The organism is Methyloceanibacter methanicus, from assembly GCF_001723285.1.
Classification (GTDB): domain Bacteria; phylum Pseudomonadota; class Alphaproteobacteria; order Rhizobiales; family Methyloligellaceae; genus Methyloceanibacter; species Methyloceanibacter methanicus.
Genome location: NZ_LPWG01000010.1, coordinates 481,856 through 501,918, shown reverse-complemented (window position 1 = coordinate 501,918; position 20,063 = coordinate 481,856). Strand labels below are relative to the sequence as shown.

The window sequence follows — 20,063 nt, the reverse complement described above, 5'->3', positions numbered from 1 at the left end:
CTCTAAGAGTGGTCCCCGCGCGCACCAAAAAAGGGGCGCCGAAACGGCGCCCCTTTAGGAAGGAAGGTCTCTGGATTGAGACTTAGAAGGACGCGCTCAGCGTGCCGACCACGCGGCCCGAGCAGTCATCAGGTCCGCCGGTGATGGCACCGCAGGACGCATCGCTGATGTCCGTATCCCAGTAGCGGACGTCCACGGCCCAGTTCTCCATGAAGCCGAGGGTCAGACCGACGTTCCAGTAGGTGTAGTCGCCGCCGGCATCGAACCACTGCCAGCCGATCAAGCCGCTGACGCTGGGATCGAAGAAGTTCATGATGGTGCCGAACGTGTATTCCGCACCGGCCTCAAGAGCATCGGCTTTGAGATCGGGCGACCAGTAGTTGGTCACACCGGCGGTGAAGTTGTCGGTGAAGCCGTAGGAAAGACCCGTCTTGATTTCGACGTAGTCGGTCGAGCTGACACCCGGATAGGTGTACCAGATCACGCCGACGTCGTAGCCGATACCGTTCCACTCGGAGGCGATACCGCCGTACCAGTCCAGCTCAAGACTGTCTGCGAACGTGATGTTCGACCCCCAGACACCCGCGTAGAAGATGCCATAGGCCGCGTCGAGCGAGCCCTGAATGGCGGGGTTCTGATTGGTCTGCGAAATACCGCGGAACACATAGTCCGTGGTCAAAGCCGTTGTGGCGCTGAGCTCGAGCTCATCCGCCTGTGCCGGAAGAGCGAGACCGCCAACGAGCGCCGCTCCCAAAACTGCCGATTTGAAAATCCCCGCAATATCGCGCCGAGCCATTATCCAGTCTCCTGCTTTTCGCCTGTCCCTGACGATTTGATGTCGTTGTTTAGGATGCTGCTGACACGCCGTGTTCGCGGTGCAACGTCCCCCGTGGCATTGACAATAATCAGCACTTAGGGGAAGCAACGAAAAAGCAAGGGTTTCTTCAACAACGGAACTCGGTGTGGCTTATCTGCAATGGTTGGCCGTATTTGACGCAACATTAGGCTCGTCCTCCTGCGACAACTTGGACCGGCTTCGGCCAATCTGCTTAGATTGTGTGCAATTTCGCCCTGAACGGCCCCTCTCAGCCGCTTCCAGCAGGCCCGCCGCGAGAATCGAGTCAGGCGCTCCGGGGCGCCTTGTTCCTTGGAAACGGCTCTCTTAGAGTGCCGCACGCGCCCTGCGGAGCCGCTCGCGGGCCCTTTCGACCATCTTTGTCACAAAGGACAGCATGGAATCCGATTCTCCCGCAGCGTGCGCCCTCGTCACCGGCGCCGCCCGCCGCCTTGGCCGCGCCATCGCGCTGGACCTGGCGCGGCACGGATGGCGCGTCGGGGTGCACTACCAGACCTCCGAGGCGGACGCGCGCGGTCTCGTGGCCGAAATCGAAGGTTTTGGGGGCCGGGCGGCGGCTTTACAGGCCGATTTGTCCGACCTCGAGGCCCTGCCCATGTTGATCGAGACATGCGCCGCCGCGCTCGGGCCGGCGACCTGCCTCGTCAACAACGCCGCCTGCTTCGCCTGGGACTGGCCGGACCAGTTCGACGAGGCGGGATGGACCCGGCATCACGAGGTCAACCTGCGCGCGCCGGTCTTTCTCGCCCAGGCCTTCGCGAACGCCCTTCCAAGCGGGGCGGACGGCAATGTCATCAATCTCATCGATCAGAAGGTTCACGCGCTGACGCCTCATTACTTTACCTACACAATCGCCAAATCGGCCCTTTGGACGGCGACCCGCACCCTCGCCCAGGCGCTGGCGCCCCGGATTCGCGTCAACGCCGTCGCGCCAGGTCCGGTCCTGCCCTACGAGGGCCAGTCCGACGAAGACTTCGCCCGCGAATGCCGTGACACACTTTTGAAACACGCCGTGCCGATCGATGACGTGACCGCGACGGTGCGCTTTCTCCTGGAGACCGGCTCGATCACCGGCCAGATGATCGCCGTGGACGGCGGGCGGCACCTCAACTGGCGCCCGGACGCGAGCTGAACGGCCCCTTGAAGGGGACCTGGGCCACCCCATAGTCTGGACAAGAGGTCCGCCTCCGCTCCGGCGCGGGCGACAGCACGATACGATTCCATGACACAGCAAAGCTCCGATAGCGCCAACGAAAGCCCGCTGCTGAAGCGTGATTCGGACGCGCGCGCCGAGACGGGCGCCGCCGTCATCGCCCGGCATGCGAAGCTGGCGCCCGCAGGCCCCGGCGTCTACCGCATGTTCGATCGGGACGGCCAGGTGCTCTATGTGGGCAAGGCACGGCATCTGAAGAAGCGCGTCCAGAGCTACGCGCGAGGGACCGGCCACAACAATCGCATCGCCCGCATGATCGCGGACACGGCGGCCATGGAGTTCGTGACCACCAAGACCGAGATGGAGGCGCTGCTCCTCGAGGCCAATCTGATCAAGCGGCTCAAGCCGCGCTACAACGTGGTCCTGCGGGACGACAAATCGTTCCCCTTCATCCTGATCGCGCGCGACCACCCCGTGCCGCAGATCCTGAAGCATCGCGGCGCCCGCAACCGGAAGGGCGACTATTTCGGCCCGTTCGCCTCGGCCGGCGCGTGGGGCCGGACCATCAATACGCTGCAGCGCGCGTTCCTGCTGCGCTCGTGCTCGGACGGCTATTACGAGGCCCGGACGCGGCCCTGCCTGCTCTACCAGATCAAGCGGTGCAGCGCGCCCTGCACCGGAGAGATCAGCGAGGAGGCCTATGGCGCGCTGGTGGACGAAGCCCTTGGGTTCCTCCGCGGCGAAAGCGACGAGGTAAAGCATCGCCTGCGCGCGCTGATGGAAGAAGCGAGCGACGCCCAAGACTACGAACGCGCGGCGGGCTATCGCGACCGGCTGACGGCGCTCAGCCACATCCAATCGCACCAGGCAATCAACCCGCGCACCGTGAAGGACGCGGACGTGTTCGCCGCCCATCAGGAAGCCGGCCAGACCTGCATCCAGGTCTTCTTCTTCCGCGCCGGAAACAATTGGGGCAACCGGGCCTATTTCCCGCGCGCGGACAAGGCCCTGCCGGCCGACGAGGTGCTCGAAGCCTTCATCGCCCAGTTCTACGACGACAAGCCGCCGCCCCGTCACATCCTGCTCAGCCACGAGATCCCGGGCCAGCGCCTGCTTGCCGGCGCGCTGGAGCTGAAGGCCGGCCACAAGGTGGAAGTGCTGACGCCCCAGCGGGGCGAGAGGCGCGAACTGGTCGAGCATGTCCGGGTCAATGCCCAGGAAGCCCTCGGACGGCGGCTCGCCGAACACGCCTCCCAGCGCGCCATCTATGCGCGGCTCGCCGAACGCCTCGACCTGGACGAGGTGCCCGAACGCGTCGAGGTCTACGACAACAGCCACATCTCCGGCACGAACCCTGTGGGCGCCATGATCGTGGCCGGGCCCGAAGGGTTTCAGAAGGCGCAGTACCGCAAGTTCAATATGAAGGGCGAAGACCTCACCCCCGGCGACGACTACGCAATGCGGCAGATGCTGACCCGCCGCTTCAGCCGGCTCTTGAAGGAGCGTGAAGACGGCGACGGCGAGCACTGGTCCATGCCCGACCTCGTTCTCATCGACGGCGGGCCGGGCCAGCTCTCCGCCGCGCACGAGGTGTTGGAGGAGCTCGGCCTCGCCGACATCACTCTCGCCGCCGTGGCCAAGGGCCCCGACCGCAATGCCGGCCGCGAGCGCATCTACCGCAAGGACAAGGAAACCCTGCTGCTCGAACCGCGCGATCCTGTCCTCTACTGCATCCAAACGCTACGGGACGAGGCGCACCGCTTCGCCATCGGCGCCCACCGCACGCGGCGGAAGAAGGGAATCACCGCCTCGCCCCTGGACGAGGTGCCCGGCATCGGTCCCACGCGCAAACGGGCCCTGTTGCAGCATTTCGGCTCGGCCAAGGCCGTGAGCCGCGCCGGAATCGCCGATTTGGAAAGCGTCGGCGGGATCAGCGCGCAAATGGCGAAGACGATCTACGATTTTTTCCACGAACGCGGTTAGCAGCGCCGCCCATTGCGTTATGGTGGGCCTTACTGAGTTCGATTGAGTGATTGCGACATGTCGGAGCAAGGATTGGCGGGACGGGGCGTGCCGGGACGGCACGGGGCGGATCGGCGGCATTTTGGCAGCCTGCCGAACGTCCTGACCTATGGCCGCATCCTGGCGGTTCCGGCCATGGTCGCGTGCTTCTATATCGAGGCCGACTGGGGCCGCTGGCTCGCCATGTGGATCTTCATCGTGGCCGGCATCAGCGATTTCCTCGACGGCTATCTCGCCCGCGCCTGGCAACAGCAAAGCGCCCTCGGGCAGATGCTCGACCCGATCGCCGACAAGCTGATCGTCGCGGCCGCGCTGCTGATGCTCGCGGCGAACGGAACCATCGCCGGCTGGTCGCTCTGGGCCGGCGTCATCATCCTGTCCCGCGAGATCCTGGTTTCGGGCCTGCGCGAGTTCCTCGGGACCTTGAGCGTCAGCGTGCCCGTGACCAATCTCGCCAAATGGAAGACCGTGGTGCAGATGGTCGCGATCGGTTTCCTGCTGGCGGGGCCGGCGGGCGACAAGGTCTGGCCCTACACCACGCTGTTCGGCCTGACGCTGCTGTGGATCGCCGCGGTGCTGACGCTCTACACCGGCTACGACTATCTGCGCGCCACGCTGCGCCATCTCATGCCGGACCGGAAATAAGGTCCGCAAACTAGGTCTGCCGCCATGACACGCCTGCTCTATTTCGCCTGGGTGAAGGAAAAGACCGGCATCGCCGCCGAGGACGTGGAGTTGCCGGGCGGCATCGCCACGGTCGGCGACGTCATCGCCTGGCTCAGACGCGCGGCCCCGAATTCGAGAACGCCTTTGCGCAAGAAGCCTCGATCCGCGCCGCCGTCGACCAGACCCATGCGCGCGCCGACGCTTCCATTGCCGGGGCGACGGAGATCGCCTTCTTCCCGCCCGTCACAGGGGGCTGAGGTGAATCTCCTGACCGTTATCCTGAGGGGCCCGGCGCGTGCTTCGAGGCGCGCTGCGCGCGCACCTCAGCATGACGCGCCGGGCCTCGAAGGATGGCGGCCATGATCCGCGTTCAGACCGAAGATTTCGACATCGGCCAGGAGATCGAGGCGCTGCGCCGAGACTCCTCGGGCAAGGACCGCACCGACATCGGCGCCATCGTGACCTTCACCGGCACCGTGCGCGACTCGCTTCGCGCGTCTGATGGCGAGAATGCCGGCGGGATCACCGCCATGACGCTCGAGCACTATCCCGGCATGACCGAAAAGGAGCTCGCGCGCATCGAGGAAGAAGCCCATGCGCGCTGGCCGCTGCAGGCCTCGCTGATCGTCCATCGCGTGGGGCAGCTTCAGCCCGGCGACAATATCGTGCTCGTCGTCACCGCCTCGGCCCATCGCGACGCGGCCTTCGAGGCGGCGCGCTTCCTCATGGACTACCTCAAGACGTCCGCCCCGTTCTGGAAACGCGAAAGCGGTGCGCAAGGCGAGCGCTGGGTGGACGCAAAAGAGAGCGACGACGAGGCTGCCGCGAAGTGGCGGGAGGTGTAACTGGCAGAATTAATGCGCCCGATTGTCCGTACCCCCTAAAGGAACATAGCGAGCTTGTGATATTTGCCGTACCCAATCTGACCGGCTACGGTCGGAGGGCGCGTGAGTGACGAGTCACCTGTCCTAGCTTCCATCTGGATTCTAGTTCCTTTCTGGGTCGCCTGAGCCCGCGCGCAAGCGGAGGCTTCTGGTGCCCATCCAAGCATTTGTTGACGACAGCGGCGGCAAGGGAGCAACCGCGCACTTCGTGCTGGCCGGACTTGCGGGCCACTCTGATAGCTGGGCCCACTTTTCCGAAGAGTGGCGGCTATGCCTAAGCGAGTCGCCAGCCATTACTGCGTTCAAGATGAGGGAGGCCGCATCATGCACCGGGCAATTCCGGTATATGACCGACGATCAGAGAGACAAGAAACTCCGCGCGCTCGGGCGCATCATCAATCGACATGCCCGACTGGTGACGTGCACGGTCATAGACTTATCTGCCCATGCCGAGACTTGGGCACTATTGGATAAGCCGCGGAACGATCCCTACTTCTGGCCCTTTCACAATACGATTGCTGCAATATGTTTCTCGCTCTGGGACTACGGATGGCGCGAGCCGTTCGAGATCACATTCGATGAAGACGTAATTTTCGGGCCGCGCGCCAAGCTCTGGTATCCGGTGGTTCGCGAGGTTCTTAAGTATCGCGAGCCTGAAGCATCAACGATTCTCCCAGTAGACCCACGGTTTCGGTCCGACGATGAGTCTCTACCAATTCAGGCGGCGGACCTATTTGCCTGGGTAATACGGAAAAAACACGATGATCCGACATATGACCGTTTCGATTGGCTGTTTAACGAAGAATTGATGGCTGTCCAAATGTCGGAGTACGTTCAATATTACGATAAGCAGCGCATGTCTGATGTAACAGCTGAATCGCACCGCTTGGCGCGCGAGGGTGCCGTCCCGACTGAGGTGATTCAGGCCTATCAGAGGATCTACGCCAACGACTGATGCGGTTTGAGTGGCACGATCGCGTTGATGCTGACGCCAAGACTAAAGATGATTTGCCACATTTGAACCTTCAAAGCATCGCCGTCTTGCTTGGCCTTCCCAACCCCTTCATCGCACCCTGACAACCCGCGCGCCTTTGGGCAGCGATTTGAGCGTGGGGCCCCAGCCGCAGAGTGTGCGGTAGTGGCAGACGCCGTGGATGCAGATCGGCCACTTCCTGCAAGACCGGCAGCGATAGACCGGGCGGCAGTTTTTACAGCCGATGACTTCCTTGCAGACGGGCGCGGCCTTGACGGGCGTCACCATCGACATCGCATCGGAGGAGCGGGCGTCGCTTGCAGGAACGGCTAAGGCGGTCAGCAGCAGTAGCCCAAGCAACCCGAGGGCGATGCGCGCGGTTTGCACGATGCGCGCATGTGGCACGATGCGCTCCTTTCGCGCGGCTCCGCCCTATCGCCGCAGGACCACGTTCTCCGGCGCGTGGCGATGTTCCCAGCCCGCGCGCTCGAGCGTCGGCGTGTCGTCTTGCGTCTGCGGATAGCCGACGCAGAGATAGCCGATGAAGATCCAGTCCTCGGGCACGTCGAGCGCGGCGGTGACGCCCTTGGGATCGATGATCGACACCCAGCCGACGCCGATCCCCTCGGCCCGCGCGGCCAGCCAAAACGTGTGGATCGCCGTCACCACCGAATAGTCGATGGTCTCGGGCATGGTGAGCCGGCCGAGCCTGTAGCCCTGCACGGTCTCGCGGTCGGCGAACACCGCCACCTGCACCGGGGCCTCGTCCATGCCTTGCAGCTTCAGCCGCGCGTAGAGCGCCGCCCGGTCGGGCTCCTGCATGGCGAGCGCTTCGGCGTTGCAGGCCTCGAAATTGGCGCGGATCGCGGCGCGGCGCGCGGGATCCTCCACGAGCACGAAGCGCCACGGTTCGCTCAAACCCACGGACGGCGCGAGACAGGCGAGGCCGAGCAGCCGCTCGATCGCGCCGTCGGGCAGCGGCTCGCGCTTGAAGCGGCGCACGTCGCGCCGCCAGCGCAGCAGGTCGTAGAGCCGCGCGCGGAAATCCCCATCGAACTGGGGCATGGGTGCACCCGGCTCTGCCCTTTGGGGCTCGGTCTTTTGAAGCTCGCCTCTTCGGGGCTCGCTTCTTTGGGGCTCGCCTCTTTGGGCCGGTACGCCCGCCTCGGGCGTAGGCGCCGCGCGCTGCTGGAACTGTTCGCCGAAGGTTTTCATCGCCGCAGAGCCTAGCACGCTTCAGCGCCGGGTAAGGCGTTTGTGTCGCACCCCTTGTACGCGCCGGCCCCCAATCGCGCCGCGTCCCGGACGGCTGCAGCGCTCTCCCAGTCTTGACTGTGATGCAAGGATTCGCCTGCAAACAATTCACTACATGCAAGGATGGGAAGCGGCTAGAACCTGCCCATGACGTTCGGCCGCCCAGCCCGAATGTCAGAAGTGTCCTTGCCCGAGCCTGGACGCTTCCTCATCTCAGCCTTGCGGCGGTCTTCCGGCTTCGGCCGGGGGCCGCCGCATTCTTTTTGGGTGATCGCGTTGGGGTGATCGTCGCTTTGCGAGGGCGCCCGCGCAAAGGACAGGCGCGCGTCCGCTAGCCCGCGGCGGCGATGGACTTGGCGGGGTGAACCAGCGCGGCGTAATCGGCCATGAGCGTGCGCGTGATCTCGCCGGGCACGAAGCTGTACTCGCCGATGGAGCCGACCGGCATGACCTCGGCGGCCGTGCCCGTGACGAAGCACTCGCTGAACTCGGCGAGCTCCTCGGGCGAGATGCGTTTCTCGACCACCTCCCAGCCGCGCTGCTTGGCCAGGCCCATGACCGTGCGGCGGGTGATGCCGTCGAGGAAACAATCGGCGATGGGTGTGTAGATCACGCCGTCCTTCACGAAGAAGATGTTCGCGCCCGTGCACTCGGCCACGTAGCCGCGCCAATCGAGCATGACCGCATCGGCGAAGCCCTCGCGCTCGGCGCGGTGCTTCTCGATCGTGCAGATCATATAGAGGCCCGCCGCCTTGCTGTGGACCGGCGCGGTCGCGGGATCGGGCCGGCGATATTTGGCGAATTTGAGCTTCATGCCCTTCTCGATCGCGGCGGGATCGAAATAGGCGCCCCACTCCCAGGCGGCGATGGCCACGTTGATCTTGGTCTTCTGGGCGGAGACACCCATCTGCTCGCTGCCGCGCCAGGCCAGGGGACGGACATAGGCGTCCGACAAATGATTGGCGGCGATGACCTCGCGCGCGCTGTCGAGCTCGGCGACGGAATACGGCACTTCGAAATCGAGGATCTTCGCGGACTCCAGCAAACGCTGATTGTGCTCGGTCAGCTTGAAGATTTCGCCGTCATAGGCCCGCATGCCCTCGAACACGGCGCTGCCGTAGTGAAGCGCATGGGTCAGCAGATGCACCCGCACATCGTTCCACGGTATCAACTCGCCATTGAACCAGATCGTGCCGTCGCGCTGATCAAAGCCCGGCATGGGTCTCCTCCACGATAAGGGGCGTGCCGGTTTGTCCGGATGCGTCTAACCCCTGCACACTGTCCGCCCCGAAACCGACCTCACGATCCCGCGCCAGAGCATTTGCGCCTGGACGCGGCGGGGCGTATCAAGGGGTATTAAGTCAACATGGCTGACATAATCCAAGCCAAAATATATGTCAACATGACTGACCTAAATACACCCCTCTCCCGTGGCCGCAAAACTGCGGGAAATAAGCGCGCGGGCGCCGCGCGGGCGGAACCGCTGTGGCCAATGGCATGACGATGACCGAAGAGACGGAAGGTTCGGCCGCGGGCTTGGCCGAGGCCAATCTCCATGCCTTCGCCGAGCTTCTGTTCTTCGCCTATCGCGACTTCACGGGCGATCCGGACGCCATCCTGAAGGATTTCGGCTTCGGCCGCGCCCATCACCGGGTCCTGCATTTCGTGAACCGGCACTCGGGCCTGCGCGTGGCCGACCTCCTGGATATCTTGAACATCACCAAGCAGAGCCTCTCGCGCGTCCTCAAGCAGCTCATCGACCAGGGCTACATCACGCAGAAGGCCGGCGCGGCGGACCGCCGCCAACGGCTGCTCTATCCGACCGACCGCGGCAAGGCGTTGGCCAAGCGCTTGGCCGCGCCCCAATTGGTGCGGCTTCGCGCGGCGCTGGCAGCCGCGGGCCCGGAGGCTGAGACCGCAATTCGCCGCTTTCTTGAAGCTATGATCAATGCCGAAGATCGGCCCAAAGTTTCCGCCATAACGACTCCGGCAGCGCTTCAGGCGGATCGCAACGACGAAGGCAAACCGAGTTGAACATGCCAACGCGCATCAAACCCCAACACGGGGCGGGCCCGGACGACAACGCACCGCATATTCTGATCGTCGATGACGACAGCCGCATTCGCGACCTGCTGGGGCGCTATCTGCACGATCACGGCTTCCGGGTCAGCATGGCGGTCGACGCGGAGAGCGCCCGCGCGCAGATGCGCAGCCTCGCCTTCGACCTCATCGTGCTCGACGTGATGATGCCCAAGGAGTCGGGGATCGACTTCGCAAAGTCTCTGCGCTCCCACAACCAGGTGCCCATCCTCATGCTCACCGCGCGCGCCGAACCCGAGCAGCGCATCGAAGGCTTGGAGACGGGGGTCGACGATTATCTGGCCAAGCCGTTCGACCCGCGCGAACTGCTCTTGCGCGTGAGCAACATCCTCAAACGCGGGGCCCAAGTGGCACCGTCGGGCGAGATCCGGATGGGCAATTTCATCTTTCATATCAGCCGCGGCGAACTACAGCGCGACGGCGAGACCGTACGCCTGACCGAACGCGAGCGCGAATTGCTGCGCTATTTCGCGCAACGTCCCGGAATGCCCGTGTCCCGCCATGAACTCGCCAAAGGCCCGGACAAGGGTTCGGACAAGGACAACGAGTTCGGCGGCGAACGCGCCGTCGACGTGCAGATCAACCGCCTGAGACGCAAGATCGAAAACGACCCTGCCAATCCGGTCTATCTTCAGACTGTGCGCGGCAAGGGCTATATACTCTATTCCGAGTGATGAGCGCCGTCTCCGATACCGCCCGTACCGCACGCCCGCTTCCGGACGAGCCGGCCAGAGCCGAACGGCAGGGCCCGCTCAAATGGCTGCTGGCACGCTTCGGCGAGCAAATGCCGAAAGGCTCTACGCTCGCGCCCTCATCATCATCATCGCACCGATGGTGCTGCTGCAGTCCGTCCTGACCTTCGTGTTCCTGGAACGTCACTGGCAAACCGTCACGCATCGCCTGTCGACAGGCACGGTACAGAACATCGGTATGCTGATCGATATGTACGAGGAGCTTCCGAGCAAGCGCAACGCCGATACGCTGACCGAGAACGCGGCGAAGAATCTGGGCTTGCGGGTGCGTTTCGCGCCCGGCGAAGACCTCCCGGAAGTGCGCACCAAGCCGTTTTTCGACCTTCTGGACTCGACCCTGTCCGACGAACTGGAACGGCGGATCGGACGCCCCTTCTGGATCGATACGGTGGGCCGGTCCGACTTCGTCGACATCCGCATCAAGCTCGACAACGCGATCATGCACGTCCTGGCGCGGCGCAGCCAAACCTATGCATCCAACTCGCACATCTTCATCGTGTGGATGCTCGGCACGTCCGTGGTGCTGCTCACGGTCGCCATTCTCTTCCTGCGCAATCAGATCAGGCCGATCCTGCGCCTGGCCCATGCCGCGGAGAGCTTCGGCAAGGGCCGTCCCATGCCGAGCGACTTCAAGCCGCGCGGCGCGCGCGAAGTGCGCCAGGCCGCCCACGCCTTCGTCGAGATGCGCGACCGCATCGAACGGCATGTGGAACAGCGTACGCTCATGCTGGCCGGCGTCAGCCACGACCTCCGGACGATCCTGACCCGCTTCCGGCTGCAACTCGCCATGCTGGAAGAAGGGCCCGAACTCGACGCCATGCGCGCCGACGTCGACGAGATGCAGGCCATGCTCGAGGACTACATGGCGTTCGCGAAAGGCGATTCGGGCGAAGCCATCAGTTCCGTGGACATCGGCGAGATTCTGGGCGAGGTGAGTTCCCAGGCCCATGGCGGCAAGGGCGGTCTCGAAGGCAAGACCGTCGAGGTCCGGATCAAGAACGCGCCGCTCGTGGTGCGCGTTCGCCGCCACGCCTTCAAGCGCGCGATCGCGAATCTCGTGAACAACGCTGCGCGCTTCGCGGACACCGTGCGCATCACCGCCGGGAAGACCGACGGCCTCCTGACAATCGAGGTCGAGGACGACGGCCCCGGCGTTCCGGAGGACGAACGCGAACTGGTGTTCCGCCCGTTCTATCGCACCGACCACGCGCGCAATCAGGATTCGGGCTCGACGGGGCTCGGGCTTGCCATCACCCGCGACATCACCCGGATTCACGGCGGTGACATCACGCTCGACCAATCTTCTCTCGGCGGGCTCAAAGCCGTGCTAAAGGTTCCCGTCTAGTCTTCTCTGTCGGAGGTGCTTCCATGAAGAGTGCGTATATCGGGTTTGCCGCCATGGTGACGGTGGCGTTGTCGGGACCGGCTTTCGGCCAGAACGAGGAGGAGCCGGACGGTTTCCAGCAAAACGAAATGCCGGGCTCCGAATTCCAGCTCGATATCGATTCCGGTGGCAAGGTCGAGTTCGGCCGCGAGAGCACGCTCGAGAAGGACGCGGCAGAGGGCGTGTCCCCGGAACCGCTCAAGGAGAAGCTGGAACTCGGCTCCGATCCGTTGGGCGATCCCTTGGACGACCCCGACAATCCGGTCGACCCGGATCCGATCGACGAAGAGCTTCCGGGCGAAGGTCCCGAAAGCCTCTCCGGGCCGGACGACGAGGACCCGCTTCCTTACTAGCCGTGCGGACCAGCCCGCCGATCCCGTGACCGCATCGGCCCGGTCCGCAGTTCAGTCCACGTTTCAGGAGGCCAAAATGCCCAAGACTGCTTTCACGCCGCCGACGCGACCGCGCCGGCAGAAGCGAAGCTCGACCGCCGCAGCATGCTCGCCGCGCCGCGCTCGCCGGATTGGCGCTGCCCATGGCCGGCGCCGGGCAAGCGAGGGCCGAACACGCCCATCACGGCGCCAAGCACGATGACCTGACCCGCCTTGCGCTGGAATGCGTCGGCCATGGCGAAGCATGCGTTGCCCATTGCATCACGGTCATTGGCTCGGGAGACACGTCGCTCATCGACTGCCTCGCCAGCGTGAACGCCATGCTGCCGATGTGCGCGACGCTTGCCCGCTACGCGGCGACCGATGCGAAGCGCCTGACGGCACTCGCCAAGGTCTGCATCGACGTGTGCGACGATTGCGCCAAGGAATGCGAAAAGCACGCGGACGAGCACGAAGCCTGCAAGGCCTGCGGCGACGCCTGCGTCGCCTGCATCAAGGCATGCAAGGAAGCGATCGGCGCCTAGCGCGACGGCGCGCAGCTCATGCCGACGACGGCATGGGACCGGTCGACGGCTTGTCGTCCGGCTGATCCTTGCGGGTGAAGTTCCGCTTCAGGCCGCGCACGACCCCGCACACGGTCTCGCAGACCTTCTCGAGACTTTGCATGCCGCGCTCGCCGTTTGTCAGACCGCGGTCGAGCGTCGCCATGGTCTTGTCGAGCGAGGGCGAGTCGTCCTCGAGCCACACGCTGAAGGCCTTGCCGTAGACGGCGGACAGGCCGGCGACACGCACCAGGGCGGCCGGGCCGTCGAGCTTCGCGCCCGTGCCCGCGAGCGTCCAGTACTGCGTGACGAGCCGCGAACAGACGAACAGGGCCGCCTCGCCCGGCCGGCACCGCAAATAGGCCGCGATGCGCTTCAGGGCCTCCTTGTGCGGCGCCATGACCTCGAACCGGGTCATCAACGACTCGAAGACCTGATCGCGCACGCTGTCGTCCGGTCCTCCCGGTTTGAGGCGCGCCAGAACCTGGGCGTCGACCTCGGCTTGGAAGGCGCGCAGGATCTCGTTCTTGCAGACGAACTCCCGGCGCAAATCCGCGAGGGTGAGATTGGCTTCCTTGGCGATGTCGGAGAGGCCGACGTCGCCCAATCGCGCTTGGCGGCCAGCGTCATGGCGGCCATCACCGCCCGGTTGCGCCTGGAGAATTCCTCGAACATGGCCGCACTCCTCTCTCGTTCACGCGTTCCGGCGTCGTCGTTCCCGAAACGATAAGCCGAATTCGTGGCCATCGGAAGACGACGCGCCCCGCCCGCTCGCAGGACTGCACACGGGATCCGGCGAAGGATCAGGACGAGAGGTCGCGCGACCGTTTCGCGGCTGCGGACACGGCGCGCGCAAGCAGGCTCTTCAGGGCCTCGTCCTCCATCAGCACATCGAGCGCCGCGGCGGTGGTCCCGTTGGGCGACGTCACGTTCCGCCTCAGCGTGGCAGCGTCGTGTTCGGACTGCTTCAGCAGCGCACCAGCGCCCGCGACCGTCGCCCGGGCAAGGCGGGCGGCAAGGTCCGGCGGGAGCCCCGCCTCGATCCCGGCCTCAGCCAAGCACTCCGCCAGATGGAACACATAGGCCGGACCGCTGCCGGACACGGCGGTCACCGCATCCATCAGCGCCTCGTCCTCGACCCACACCACGTCTCCGACGGCGGAGAGCAGCGCCTCGCACACGGTTCTCTGGGACTCGCTTGTCCGATCGTTGGCGACGCACACCGTGATCCCCTCGCCCACCGCCGCCGGCGTATTGGGCATGGCGCGCACGACCGCGCAGGTCTCGTGCAAGGGTTCGGCGAGAGACTCGAGCGTACGCCCCGCCGCGATGGACAGGACGACCGTCCCGGCGCCGAGCTTTGGCGCGATCGCGGTCAGCACCGCCTCCGCGAGGGCCGGTTTCACCGCGAGCACGATGACGGCGGGCGCTTGGGGCAGCGAGGGCGACTCGCCGGCGACGATCCCGTGCGTGCCTGCCAGGCGCCGCATGGCGTCAGGCAGCGCGGGGTCTTGAATGAAGATTTTCGCGGGGTCGAGACCGCGGCGGAGCCAGCCCTCGAGCAGCGCCCCGCCCATCTTGCCGGCACCCACCAGGAGCAGTGGACCTGTCAGGGCCATCGTCATCCTTGATCTTGCTTCATTGGAAGACCTGTTTCACCGGAACACCTGCTTCGTCGGAAGATCCGTCTCTTCCAACAATCTAAACAGCCGCTCCTTGCGCGGTCACGCCCCAAACCGCGCCTTCCAAGCCGCGACTTCTAAGCCGTACCTTGCGTCTCCAGCATTGTGGCGGCCAAGGCCTCGTCGGCGGACTTGCCGGCCCACATCACGAACTGGAGCTCTGATAATAACGCTCGCAAGCCTCAAGGGCGGCGGTCAACAGGCCCTCGCATTGACCGACATGGGTGTCCGCGCCGGCCAGGAGCAGGCCGTTGCGGTAAAGCAGCATCCCGTCCTGCCGCCACAGGTCGAAATGGCCGAGCCAAAGCTGCTCGTTGATGCTGGCCATGAGCCGGTAGAGCTCGGGAAGCCGCGCATTGCTCGCCCGGAAGTCGAACGCGCAGGCCAGATGCAGCGCCTCCAGATCTTCCCGCCAGTTCAAAGAGATATGATAGTCGCACCAGGAGCCGGCCACGGACAGGGTCAGCTCGTCCGGCGCACTGCGTTCGAACGTCCAGTCGCGGATGGTGGCGATCTGCTCCACCATGTCCACGGGATTTGTGAAGTGGTCGTAAGTCGCTTCCATCGAAGCCATGCGTATCCTCTCGGGCCGCGTTGAGGGGTCCGCGCACAGAAAACAGCAACCGCGAATCAGTAGATGAATCAGTTATATACCGGCGAGTCCGCGCGCAAAACGGCGCCGGAGTCGCCAAGAGTCGAATTGCTGTGGATGGATGCAGAAATCTGTGGATGAATCAGAGACTCGACTCGACTCTCGGCCAAGCGCTATCCCGGGTTATCCACAGCTAGCTTGGACTCAAGCACGGCGATCCGCGCCTCGAGGCGCTCGTTTTCCTCGCGCGCCTTCTGGGCCATGGCTTTGACGGCCTCGAACTCCTCGCGCTGGACCACGTCGAGTTCGTTCAACACCCGCTCGGCCTGAGCACGCACCACGCCTTCCACCTCTTGCCGCACGCCGTCGGCGGCGCCGACCGCGTCGGTCAGAAGCTTGCCCAACTCGTCGAAAAACCGCCCGCTGGTCTGCGTCATGTCACGCAACCTCCAAAAAGGCCATGCCGGACCGGCGCTTAGCCGGACTGCCGTTTGGCGAAACTGTCATTTGCGCGGACTATTGCGTAGCGCGCCGGTTGAGGCAAGCAGACCAGCGTAGGCCATTGAGGCCGCGCGATCGGGGCAAAGGGCGCGCTTGACAGTGCCAGACCTGGAGCCGAGGGTCGCCCCGTCCAATTCACCCGAGGCATCATGCAGTTGTTCGTCATCCCCTTCCCCGTCATCGATCCCGTGGCGTTCTCCATCGGCCCCGCATCCGTGCGCTGGTACGGCCTCGCCTATATGGCGGGCATCCTGGCCGGCTGGCTGTATGGGCGCAGGCTCGTGTCCCGTGCCGACCTCTGGAACGGCCATCCCCCGATGACGGTTCGGCAGGCGGACGACTTCCTGCTCTGGATCACGCTCGGCATCGTGGTCGGCGGCCGCCTCGGCTTCGTCCTCTTCTATGAGCCCAGCTATTTCTGGGAGAACCCGGGGCAGATTCCGGCGATCTGGAACGGCGGCATGTCCTTCCACGGCGGCCTGCTCGGCGTCGTCCTCGCGGTCTACCTCTTCTCGAAGGCGCAAGGGATCAACCCGCTGTCGCTCGGCGACATCGCCTCGGCGGCGACCCCGTTCGGCCTGTTCTTCGGGCGCATCGCCAATTTCATCAATTCGGAGGTCTACGGCCGCCCCACCGACGTGCCCTGGGCCATGGTGTTTCCCGGCGTCGACGATCTGCCGCGCCACCCGAGCCAGCTCTACGAGGCCGCGCTTGAAGGCATCGTCTTGTTCATCATCCTGCGCATCGCCACGCACGTCTACAAAGAGCTGAACCGGCCCGGCACCGTGTTCGGCCTGTTTCTCATCTTCTACGGCATCTTCCGCTCGATCGTGGAGGAGGTCGCGCGCGAACCGCACCCCGGACATCCGTTGGATGTCGGCATCCTCACCCCCGGCATGGCGTACTCGATCCCGATGCTGCTCATCGGCATCTGGCTCATCTGGCGCGCACGCCGGAAGGCAGCCCTCGCGGCTTGACAGGCGGCACCATGGCGCCGACGCACAGACCGACCAGCACGGAGAGCACGCTCCTCAGCGTCCGCTTGAAGGCGCAGATCGCGCGGACCGGTCCCATCAGCGTCGAGCACTTCATGGATGTCTGCATGGCCGATGCGACGGCCGGCTACTATCCCTCGAAGCAGCCCATCGGCGCCGGCGGCGACTTCATCACGGCGCCCGAGGTCAGCCAGGTCTTCGGCGAGCTTCTCGGCCTGTGGGCCTACGCCGTCTGGCAATCCATGGGCTCGCCCGAGCGCGTGGTCCTCGCCGAGCTCGGGCCGGGGCGCGGCACGCTCATGGCCGATGCCTTGCGCGGCCTGCGCCGCCTGCCGGGCTTCCTGGAGAGCGCGACGGTGGCCCTCGTCGAGACCAGCCGGCCTTTGCGCCGCGCGCAGGAAGAGGCGCTCAGCGATTCCGGCGCCGAAATATCCTGGCACGCGCGGATCGAGGATCTGCCGCCCGGCCCGGCGATCGTGCTCGCCAACGAGTTCATCGATGCCTTGCCCATTCGGCAACTGGTTTGGCGAAACGGACAATGGCGCGAGCGCTGCGTGCGGATCGGCGCGGACGGCGGCTTCGCATTCTGCGACGGCCCCCCGCTCGCCGTCGAGAGCTTGCGCCGGAACGCCGAACTGCAGCAGCTCCCCGATGGGTCGATCCTCGAAATCAGGCCCGCGGCCAACGCGGTGATCGCGGCCCTCGCCGCACGGGCCGAGGACGCGCCGCTCGCCGCGCTTCTGATCGACTACGGTCACGAGGCGACCGCGTGCGGCGACACGCTCCAGGCCGTGTCACGGCACGAATTCGCCGACCCCTTGGAGGCACCGGGCAATGTGGACCTCACCGCGCACGTGGATTTCGGAGCCTTGAAGGATGCCGCCGAGGCGAACGGGCTCCTCGCCTACGGCCCCAAGACCCAAGGCGCCCTGCTCCTGGAGCTCGGCCTGGAAGCCCGCCTGGAGCGGCTCTGCGCGAATGCCAGCGAAGACGAACGCGAGGCGCTCGTGTCCGGGACGCGACGGCTGGTCGATCCCGCTTCCATGGGCGTGATCTTCAAGGCGCTGGCCCTCACCAGCCGAGACCTTGCCCCGCCCCCCGCCTTCGGGGACAGTACCTAAAGACGCAACACGCATCATCATGATCACCGAAGACAAGCTCAGATTTCAGGCCGCGAACCTGTCCGCCATCGGCGGCATCGACCACGGGTTCTTCACGCGGCTCGGCGGGGTCTCGGACGGCCTCTACGAATCGCTCAATTGCGGTGTCGGCTCGCGCGATGTGCCGGAAGCGGTCTCGGAGAACCGGGCACGCGTCGCACGGCTGCTCGGCACGGAGCCCGGCAAGCTCGCGACCGTCTATCAGAAGCACTCGAACATCGCCGTCGTCGCGGACGAGACCTGGGCGCGGGAGACGCGTCCGGAAGCGGACGCGGTCGTCACCGCGACGCCGGGCCTCGTGGTCGGCATCGTGACCGCGGACTGCGCACCGGTCCTCCTTTGCGATCCGGAGGCACGCGTGGTCGGCGCCGCCCATGCCGGCTGGCGCGGAGCGTTCACCGGGATCGTCGAAGCCACGGTCGCGGCCATGACCGGGCTCGGGGCGAAACCGGACCGGGTCGTCGCGGCCATTGGTCCCGCGATCAGCCAAGGGGCCTACGAGGTCGGCGCAGACTACAAGGCGCGCTTCCTCGCGACTGAGCCGGACGCCGAAAGGTTCTTCGCCAACGACGACGGGACAGGCGAGCCCCATTTCGACCTGCCCGCCTATGTCGCCGACCGGCTCGCCCGGGCAGAGGTCGGCGAGATCTACGACCTCGGCCTCTGCACTTATTACGACGAGACCCGCCTTTATAGTTACCGGCGGTCGCAGCATCACGGCGAGGCGGATTACGGCCGCCAAATTTCCGCCATCGTCCTCACCTGATTGGGATTCACCATAGACTGATCGGCGGGGACCGGGAGGCCCTGCGCGTCTGGACGCCATCGGGGCCCGCCAAGTAAACTTGGCAACGAAACCCGGGATGGGCGATCAAGCTTGGCCGACCAAACACGTTTGGCCCCGCCAGAAGAAGACTTGGTTTGAAACAACGTTGGCGTGCATGCGCGAAAGCGCGGACGGATCGTGTGCGGCCAGCGAGGGAGCGAGCGGTTGAGCGCTGAGCCAAACAGAACGACTCAGGTCGTGAGCCTTGTCGCGGCCATCGCCGCCCTGCTTTCGGCAGCCCTGTCGCTGGCGGGCTGCGGTGGCGGAAGCGGCAGCGGCGTGGGCATGGGCAATATCATGCAAGGCGCCGGCGGCCTGTTTAAGGGCTCGCCCAAGATCGCCATGGGGCCCGTCGTCGGTCCGCCGACAAGCGTGACGACCAAGCTGACCCAGGCCCTCCAGACGGCCGGCGCCGACCGCAACCTGACGATCCTCCCAAGCGGTTCCGCCGAAGCGGAGTACACCCTGCGCGGCTATCTCCTGTCCAATGTGGAGGGCAGCCGCTCGAAGATCTCTTATGTGTGGGACGTGAACGATGCGTCCGGCACGCGCGTCACCCGGGTCTCCGGAGAGGAGACCGTCTCCCGGGGATCGACCTCCAACCCATGGCGCGGACTGAATTCCACGGCGATCTCGAACATCGCCAACAAGACAGCCTCCCAGCTTGCCGCGGACCTGCCCGGCGGGCGCGGCGGCGGCCGGTCGTCAACGCCGACCGCCTCGTCGTCCTCCTCCTCGACCTCCACGGGCCGGACGGCGGCGGTAGCGACCGGCGCGGCTGCGGCGACAGGCGCCGCGGCCACGTCGAGCGCGCGGACGACGGCGGGGCCGAAACCCTCCGGCGTCAAGGTCGGAACCGTCACGGGTGCGCCGGGCGACGGCAGCAGCAGCCTGGCCTCGGCCTTGAAGAAGAAGCTCCGCAGCTCGGGCGCAAAGTCGTGAGCCGGGGCTCGAACGTCTACACGGTGGACGGCACCGTGAGGCTGAGCAGCGCGGGACTTTCGAAGGAAAAAATCCGCATCGATTGGCAGGTCAAGGAGCCCAACGGTGCGACCAAGGGCACCGTTTCCCAAGAGAACGTCATCCCCAAGGGATCGCTGAACGGTCCGTGGGGCGCGATCGCGGACGCCGCGGCCGGCGCCGCCGCACCCGGCATCAAGAAGCTGGTTCAATGAGCGGGCGCCTGAGAGGGCGCGGCCGCGAGGCTTCAACCGCGACCGTAATCCCCGGGCGTCAACCACTTAGAAAGTTTACATCGGTGCCACACGCTTGCTAAAAGCGCGCGGGTGTCGTGACGGCTGTATGTCGCCTGGGCACTGGCTGAGTTTC

The 20,063-nt window shown here is 65.3% G+C and carries 24 protein-coding genes and 1 pseudogene; 16 read left to right on the top strand and 9 right to left on the bottom strand.

Annotated elements, in window-relative coordinates; translation table 11 throughout:
- Positions 1-82: 82 nt before the first annotated feature.
- Positions 83-796 (bottom strand): TorF family putative porin, encoded by a 714-nt coding sequence (locus AUC68_RS07400; RefSeq protein ID WP_083240512.1) that lies wholly within the window; start codon positions 794-796, stop codon positions 83-85.
- A 436-nt stretch (positions 797-1,232) separates the two neighbouring features.
- Here AUC68_RS07400 and AUC68_RS07395 point away from each other — a divergent pair, with 436 nt between their 5' ends.
- From AUC68_RS07395 to pgsA, 3 genes are all read left to right on the top strand, one after another.
- Positions 1,233-1,988: an SDR family oxidoreductase gene (locus tag AUC68_RS07395; protein WP_069437009.1), complete on the top strand. Its 756-nt coding sequence runs from the start codon at positions 1,233-1,235 to the stop codon at positions 1,986-1,988.
- Positions 1,989-2,078: 90 nt separating this feature from the next.
- Entirely contained in the window at positions 2,079-3,992 is a 1,914-nt protein-coding gene (gene uvrC, locus AUC68_RS07390; protein ID WP_069437008.1) for an excinuclease ABC subunit UvrC, read from the top strand.
- Between the two features lie 57 nt (positions 3,993-4,049).
- A complete protein-coding gene (gene pgsA / locus AUC68_RS07385) occupies positions 4,050-4,676 on the top strand; it encodes a CDP-diacylglycerol--glycerol-3-phosphate 3-phosphatidyltransferase (RefSeq protein WP_069437007.1) in 627 nt (208 codons plus the stop codon).
- Between the two features lie 38 nt (positions 4,677-4,714).
- Here the strand turns inward: pgsA and AUC68_RS18665 are convergent, their stop codons facing one another.
- Positions 4,715-4,885, bottom strand: a complete 171-nt coding sequence (locus AUC68_RS18665) for a hypothetical protein (RefSeq protein ID WP_425283217.1) — start codon at positions 4,883-4,885, stop codon at positions 4,715-4,717.
- Here AUC68_RS18665 and AUC68_RS18660 point away from each other — a divergent pair.
- The 3 genes from AUC68_RS18660 to AUC68_RS07375 all read left to right on the top strand — a co-directional run bounded on the left by AUC68_RS18660 (position 4,859) and on the right by AUC68_RS07375 (position 6,536).
- The gene (locus tag AUC68_RS18660) at positions 4,859-4,954 is read left to right on the top strand and encodes a MoaD/ThiS family protein (RefSeq protein WP_425283219.1); all 96 of its coding nucleotides are present in this window, start codon (positions 4,859-4,861) and stop codon (positions 4,952-4,954) included. The genes AUC68_RS18665 and AUC68_RS18660 overlap by 27 nt on opposite strands.
- 102 nt (positions 4,955-5,056) lie before the next feature.
- Positions 5,057-5,542, top strand: coding sequence for a molybdopterin synthase catalytic subunit MoaE (gene moaE / locus AUC68_RS07380; protein ID WP_069437079.1), 486 nt, complete (start codon positions 5,057-5,059; stop codon positions 5,540-5,542).
- A gap of 190 nt (positions 5,543-5,732) precedes the next feature.
- Positions 5,733-6,536: a DUF3800 domain-containing protein gene (locus AUC68_RS07375; RefSeq protein WP_069437006.1), complete on the top strand. Its 804-nt coding sequence runs from the start codon at positions 5,733-5,735 to the stop codon at positions 6,534-6,536.
- A gap of 108 nt (positions 6,537-6,644) precedes the next feature.
- On the opposite strand, the gene AUC68_RS16375 is transcribed toward AUC68_RS07375, so the two are convergent.
- From AUC68_RS16375 to AUC68_RS07365, 3 genes are all read right to left on the bottom strand, one after another.
- The gene (locus tag AUC68_RS16375) at positions 6,645-6,959 is read right to left on the bottom strand and encodes a hypothetical protein (protein WP_141701143.1); all 315 of its coding nucleotides are present in this window, start codon (positions 6,957-6,959) and stop codon (positions 6,645-6,647) included.
- A 27-nt stretch (positions 6,960-6,986) separates the two neighbouring features.
- Positions 6,987-7,619: a 5,6-dimethylbenzimidazole synthase gene (bluB, locus tag AUC68_RS07370; RefSeq protein ID WP_069437078.1), complete on the bottom strand. Its 633-nt coding sequence runs from the start codon at positions 7,617-7,619 to the stop codon at positions 6,987-6,989.
- 520 nt (positions 7,620-8,139) lie between these two features.
- Positions 8,140-9,027 carry a branched-chain amino acid aminotransferase gene (locus AUC68_RS07365; protein ID WP_069437005.1) on the bottom strand — a complete coding sequence of 296 codons (888 nt, stop codon included), beginning with the start codon at positions 9,025-9,027 and terminating at the stop codon, positions 8,140-8,142.
- A 278-nt stretch (positions 9,028-9,305) separates the two neighbouring features.
- On the opposite strand from AUC68_RS07365, the gene AUC68_RS07360 reads away from it, so the two are divergent.
- The 5 genes from AUC68_RS07360 to AUC68_RS07340 all read left to right on the top strand — a co-directional run bounded on the left by AUC68_RS07360 (position 9,306) and on the right by AUC68_RS07340 (position 12,960).
- Positions 9,306-9,842, top strand: coding sequence for a MarR family winged helix-turn-helix transcriptional regulator (locus tag AUC68_RS07360; protein ID WP_069437004.1), 537 nt, complete (start codon positions 9,306-9,308; stop codon positions 9,840-9,842).
- A 2-nt stretch (positions 9,843-9,844) separates the two neighbouring features.
- Entirely contained in the window at positions 9,845-10,582 is a 738-nt protein-coding gene (locus AUC68_RS07355) for a response regulator (RefSeq protein WP_069437003.1), read from the top strand.
- Between the two features lie 82 nt (positions 10,583-10,664).
- Entirely contained in the window at positions 10,665-12,005 is a 1,341-nt protein-coding gene (locus AUC68_RS07350; RefSeq protein ID WP_069437002.1) for an ATP-binding protein, read from the top strand.
- Between the two features lie 23 nt (positions 12,006-12,028).
- Positions 12,029-12,397 (top strand): hypothetical protein, encoded by a 369-nt coding sequence (locus tag AUC68_RS07345; protein ID WP_069437001.1) that lies wholly within the window; start codon positions 12,029-12,031, stop codon positions 12,395-12,397.
- Between the two features lie 170 nt (positions 12,398-12,567).
- On the top strand, positions 12,568-12,960 hold the full coding sequence (locus tag AUC68_RS07340) for a Csp1 family four helix bundle copper storage protein (RefSeq protein WP_280138530.1): 393 nt from the start codon (positions 12,568-12,570) through the stop codon (positions 12,958-12,960).
- A 16-nt stretch (positions 12,961-12,976) separates the two neighbouring features.
- Here AUC68_RS07340 and AUC68_RS07335 read toward each other — a convergent pair whose 3' ends face one another.
- From AUC68_RS07335 to AUC68_RS07320, 4 genes and pseudogenes are all read right to left on the bottom strand, one after another.
- Positions 12,977-13,585, bottom strand: a complete 609-nt coding sequence (locus AUC68_RS07335) for a ubiquinone biosynthesis protein COQ9 (RefSeq protein WP_069436999.1) — start codon at positions 13,583-13,585, stop codon at positions 12,977-12,979.
- 196 nt (positions 13,586-13,781) lie between these two features.
- Positions 13,782-14,597: a pyrroline-5-carboxylate reductase gene (gene proC, locus AUC68_RS07330; protein ID WP_425283216.1), complete on the bottom strand. Its 816-nt coding sequence runs from the start codon at positions 14,595-14,597 to the stop codon at positions 13,782-13,784.
- Positions 14,598-14,737: 140 nt separating this feature from the next.
- Positions 14,738-15,234 (bottom strand): annotated as a pseudogene (locus AUC68_RS07325) (type III secretion system chaperone family protein).
- Between the two features lie 191 nt (positions 15,235-15,425).
- Entirely contained in the window at positions 15,426-15,689 is a 264-nt protein-coding gene (locus AUC68_RS07320) for an accessory factor UbiK family protein (RefSeq protein WP_069436997.1), read from the bottom strand.
- 213 nt (positions 15,690-15,902) lie between these two features.
- On the opposite strand from AUC68_RS07320, the gene lgt reads away from it, so the two are divergent.
- From lgt to AUC68_RS07295, 5 genes are all read left to right on the top strand, one after another.
- A complete protein-coding gene (gene lgt, locus AUC68_RS07315; RefSeq protein ID WP_069436996.1) occupies positions 15,903-16,730 on the top strand; it encodes a prolipoprotein diacylglyceryl transferase in 828 nt (275 codons plus the stop codon).
- An 11-nt stretch (positions 16,731-16,741) separates the two neighbouring features.
- Positions 16,742-17,869, top strand: coding sequence for a class I SAM-dependent methyltransferase (locus AUC68_RS07310; RefSeq protein WP_069436995.1), 1,128 nt, complete (start codon positions 16,742-16,744; stop codon positions 17,867-17,869).
- A gap of 19 nt (positions 17,870-17,888) precedes the next feature.
- Positions 17,889-18,674 (top strand): peptidoglycan editing factor PgeF, encoded by a 786-nt coding sequence (gene pgeF, locus AUC68_RS07305; protein WP_069436994.1) that lies wholly within the window; start codon positions 17,889-17,891, stop codon positions 18,672-18,674.
- Positions 18,675-18,932: 258 nt separating this feature from the next.
- Positions 18,933-19,676: a hypothetical protein gene (locus tag AUC68_RS07300; RefSeq protein WP_069436993.1), complete on the top strand. Its 744-nt coding sequence runs from the start codon at positions 18,933-18,935 to the stop codon at positions 19,674-19,676.
- On the top strand, positions 19,673-19,909 hold the full coding sequence (locus AUC68_RS07295; protein WP_069436992.1) for a hypothetical protein: 237 nt from the start codon (positions 19,673-19,675) through the stop codon (positions 19,907-19,909). The genes AUC68_RS07300 and AUC68_RS07295 overlap by 4 nt, the downstream gene beginning before the upstream one ends.
- Positions 19,910-20,063 lie beyond the last annotated feature (154 nt).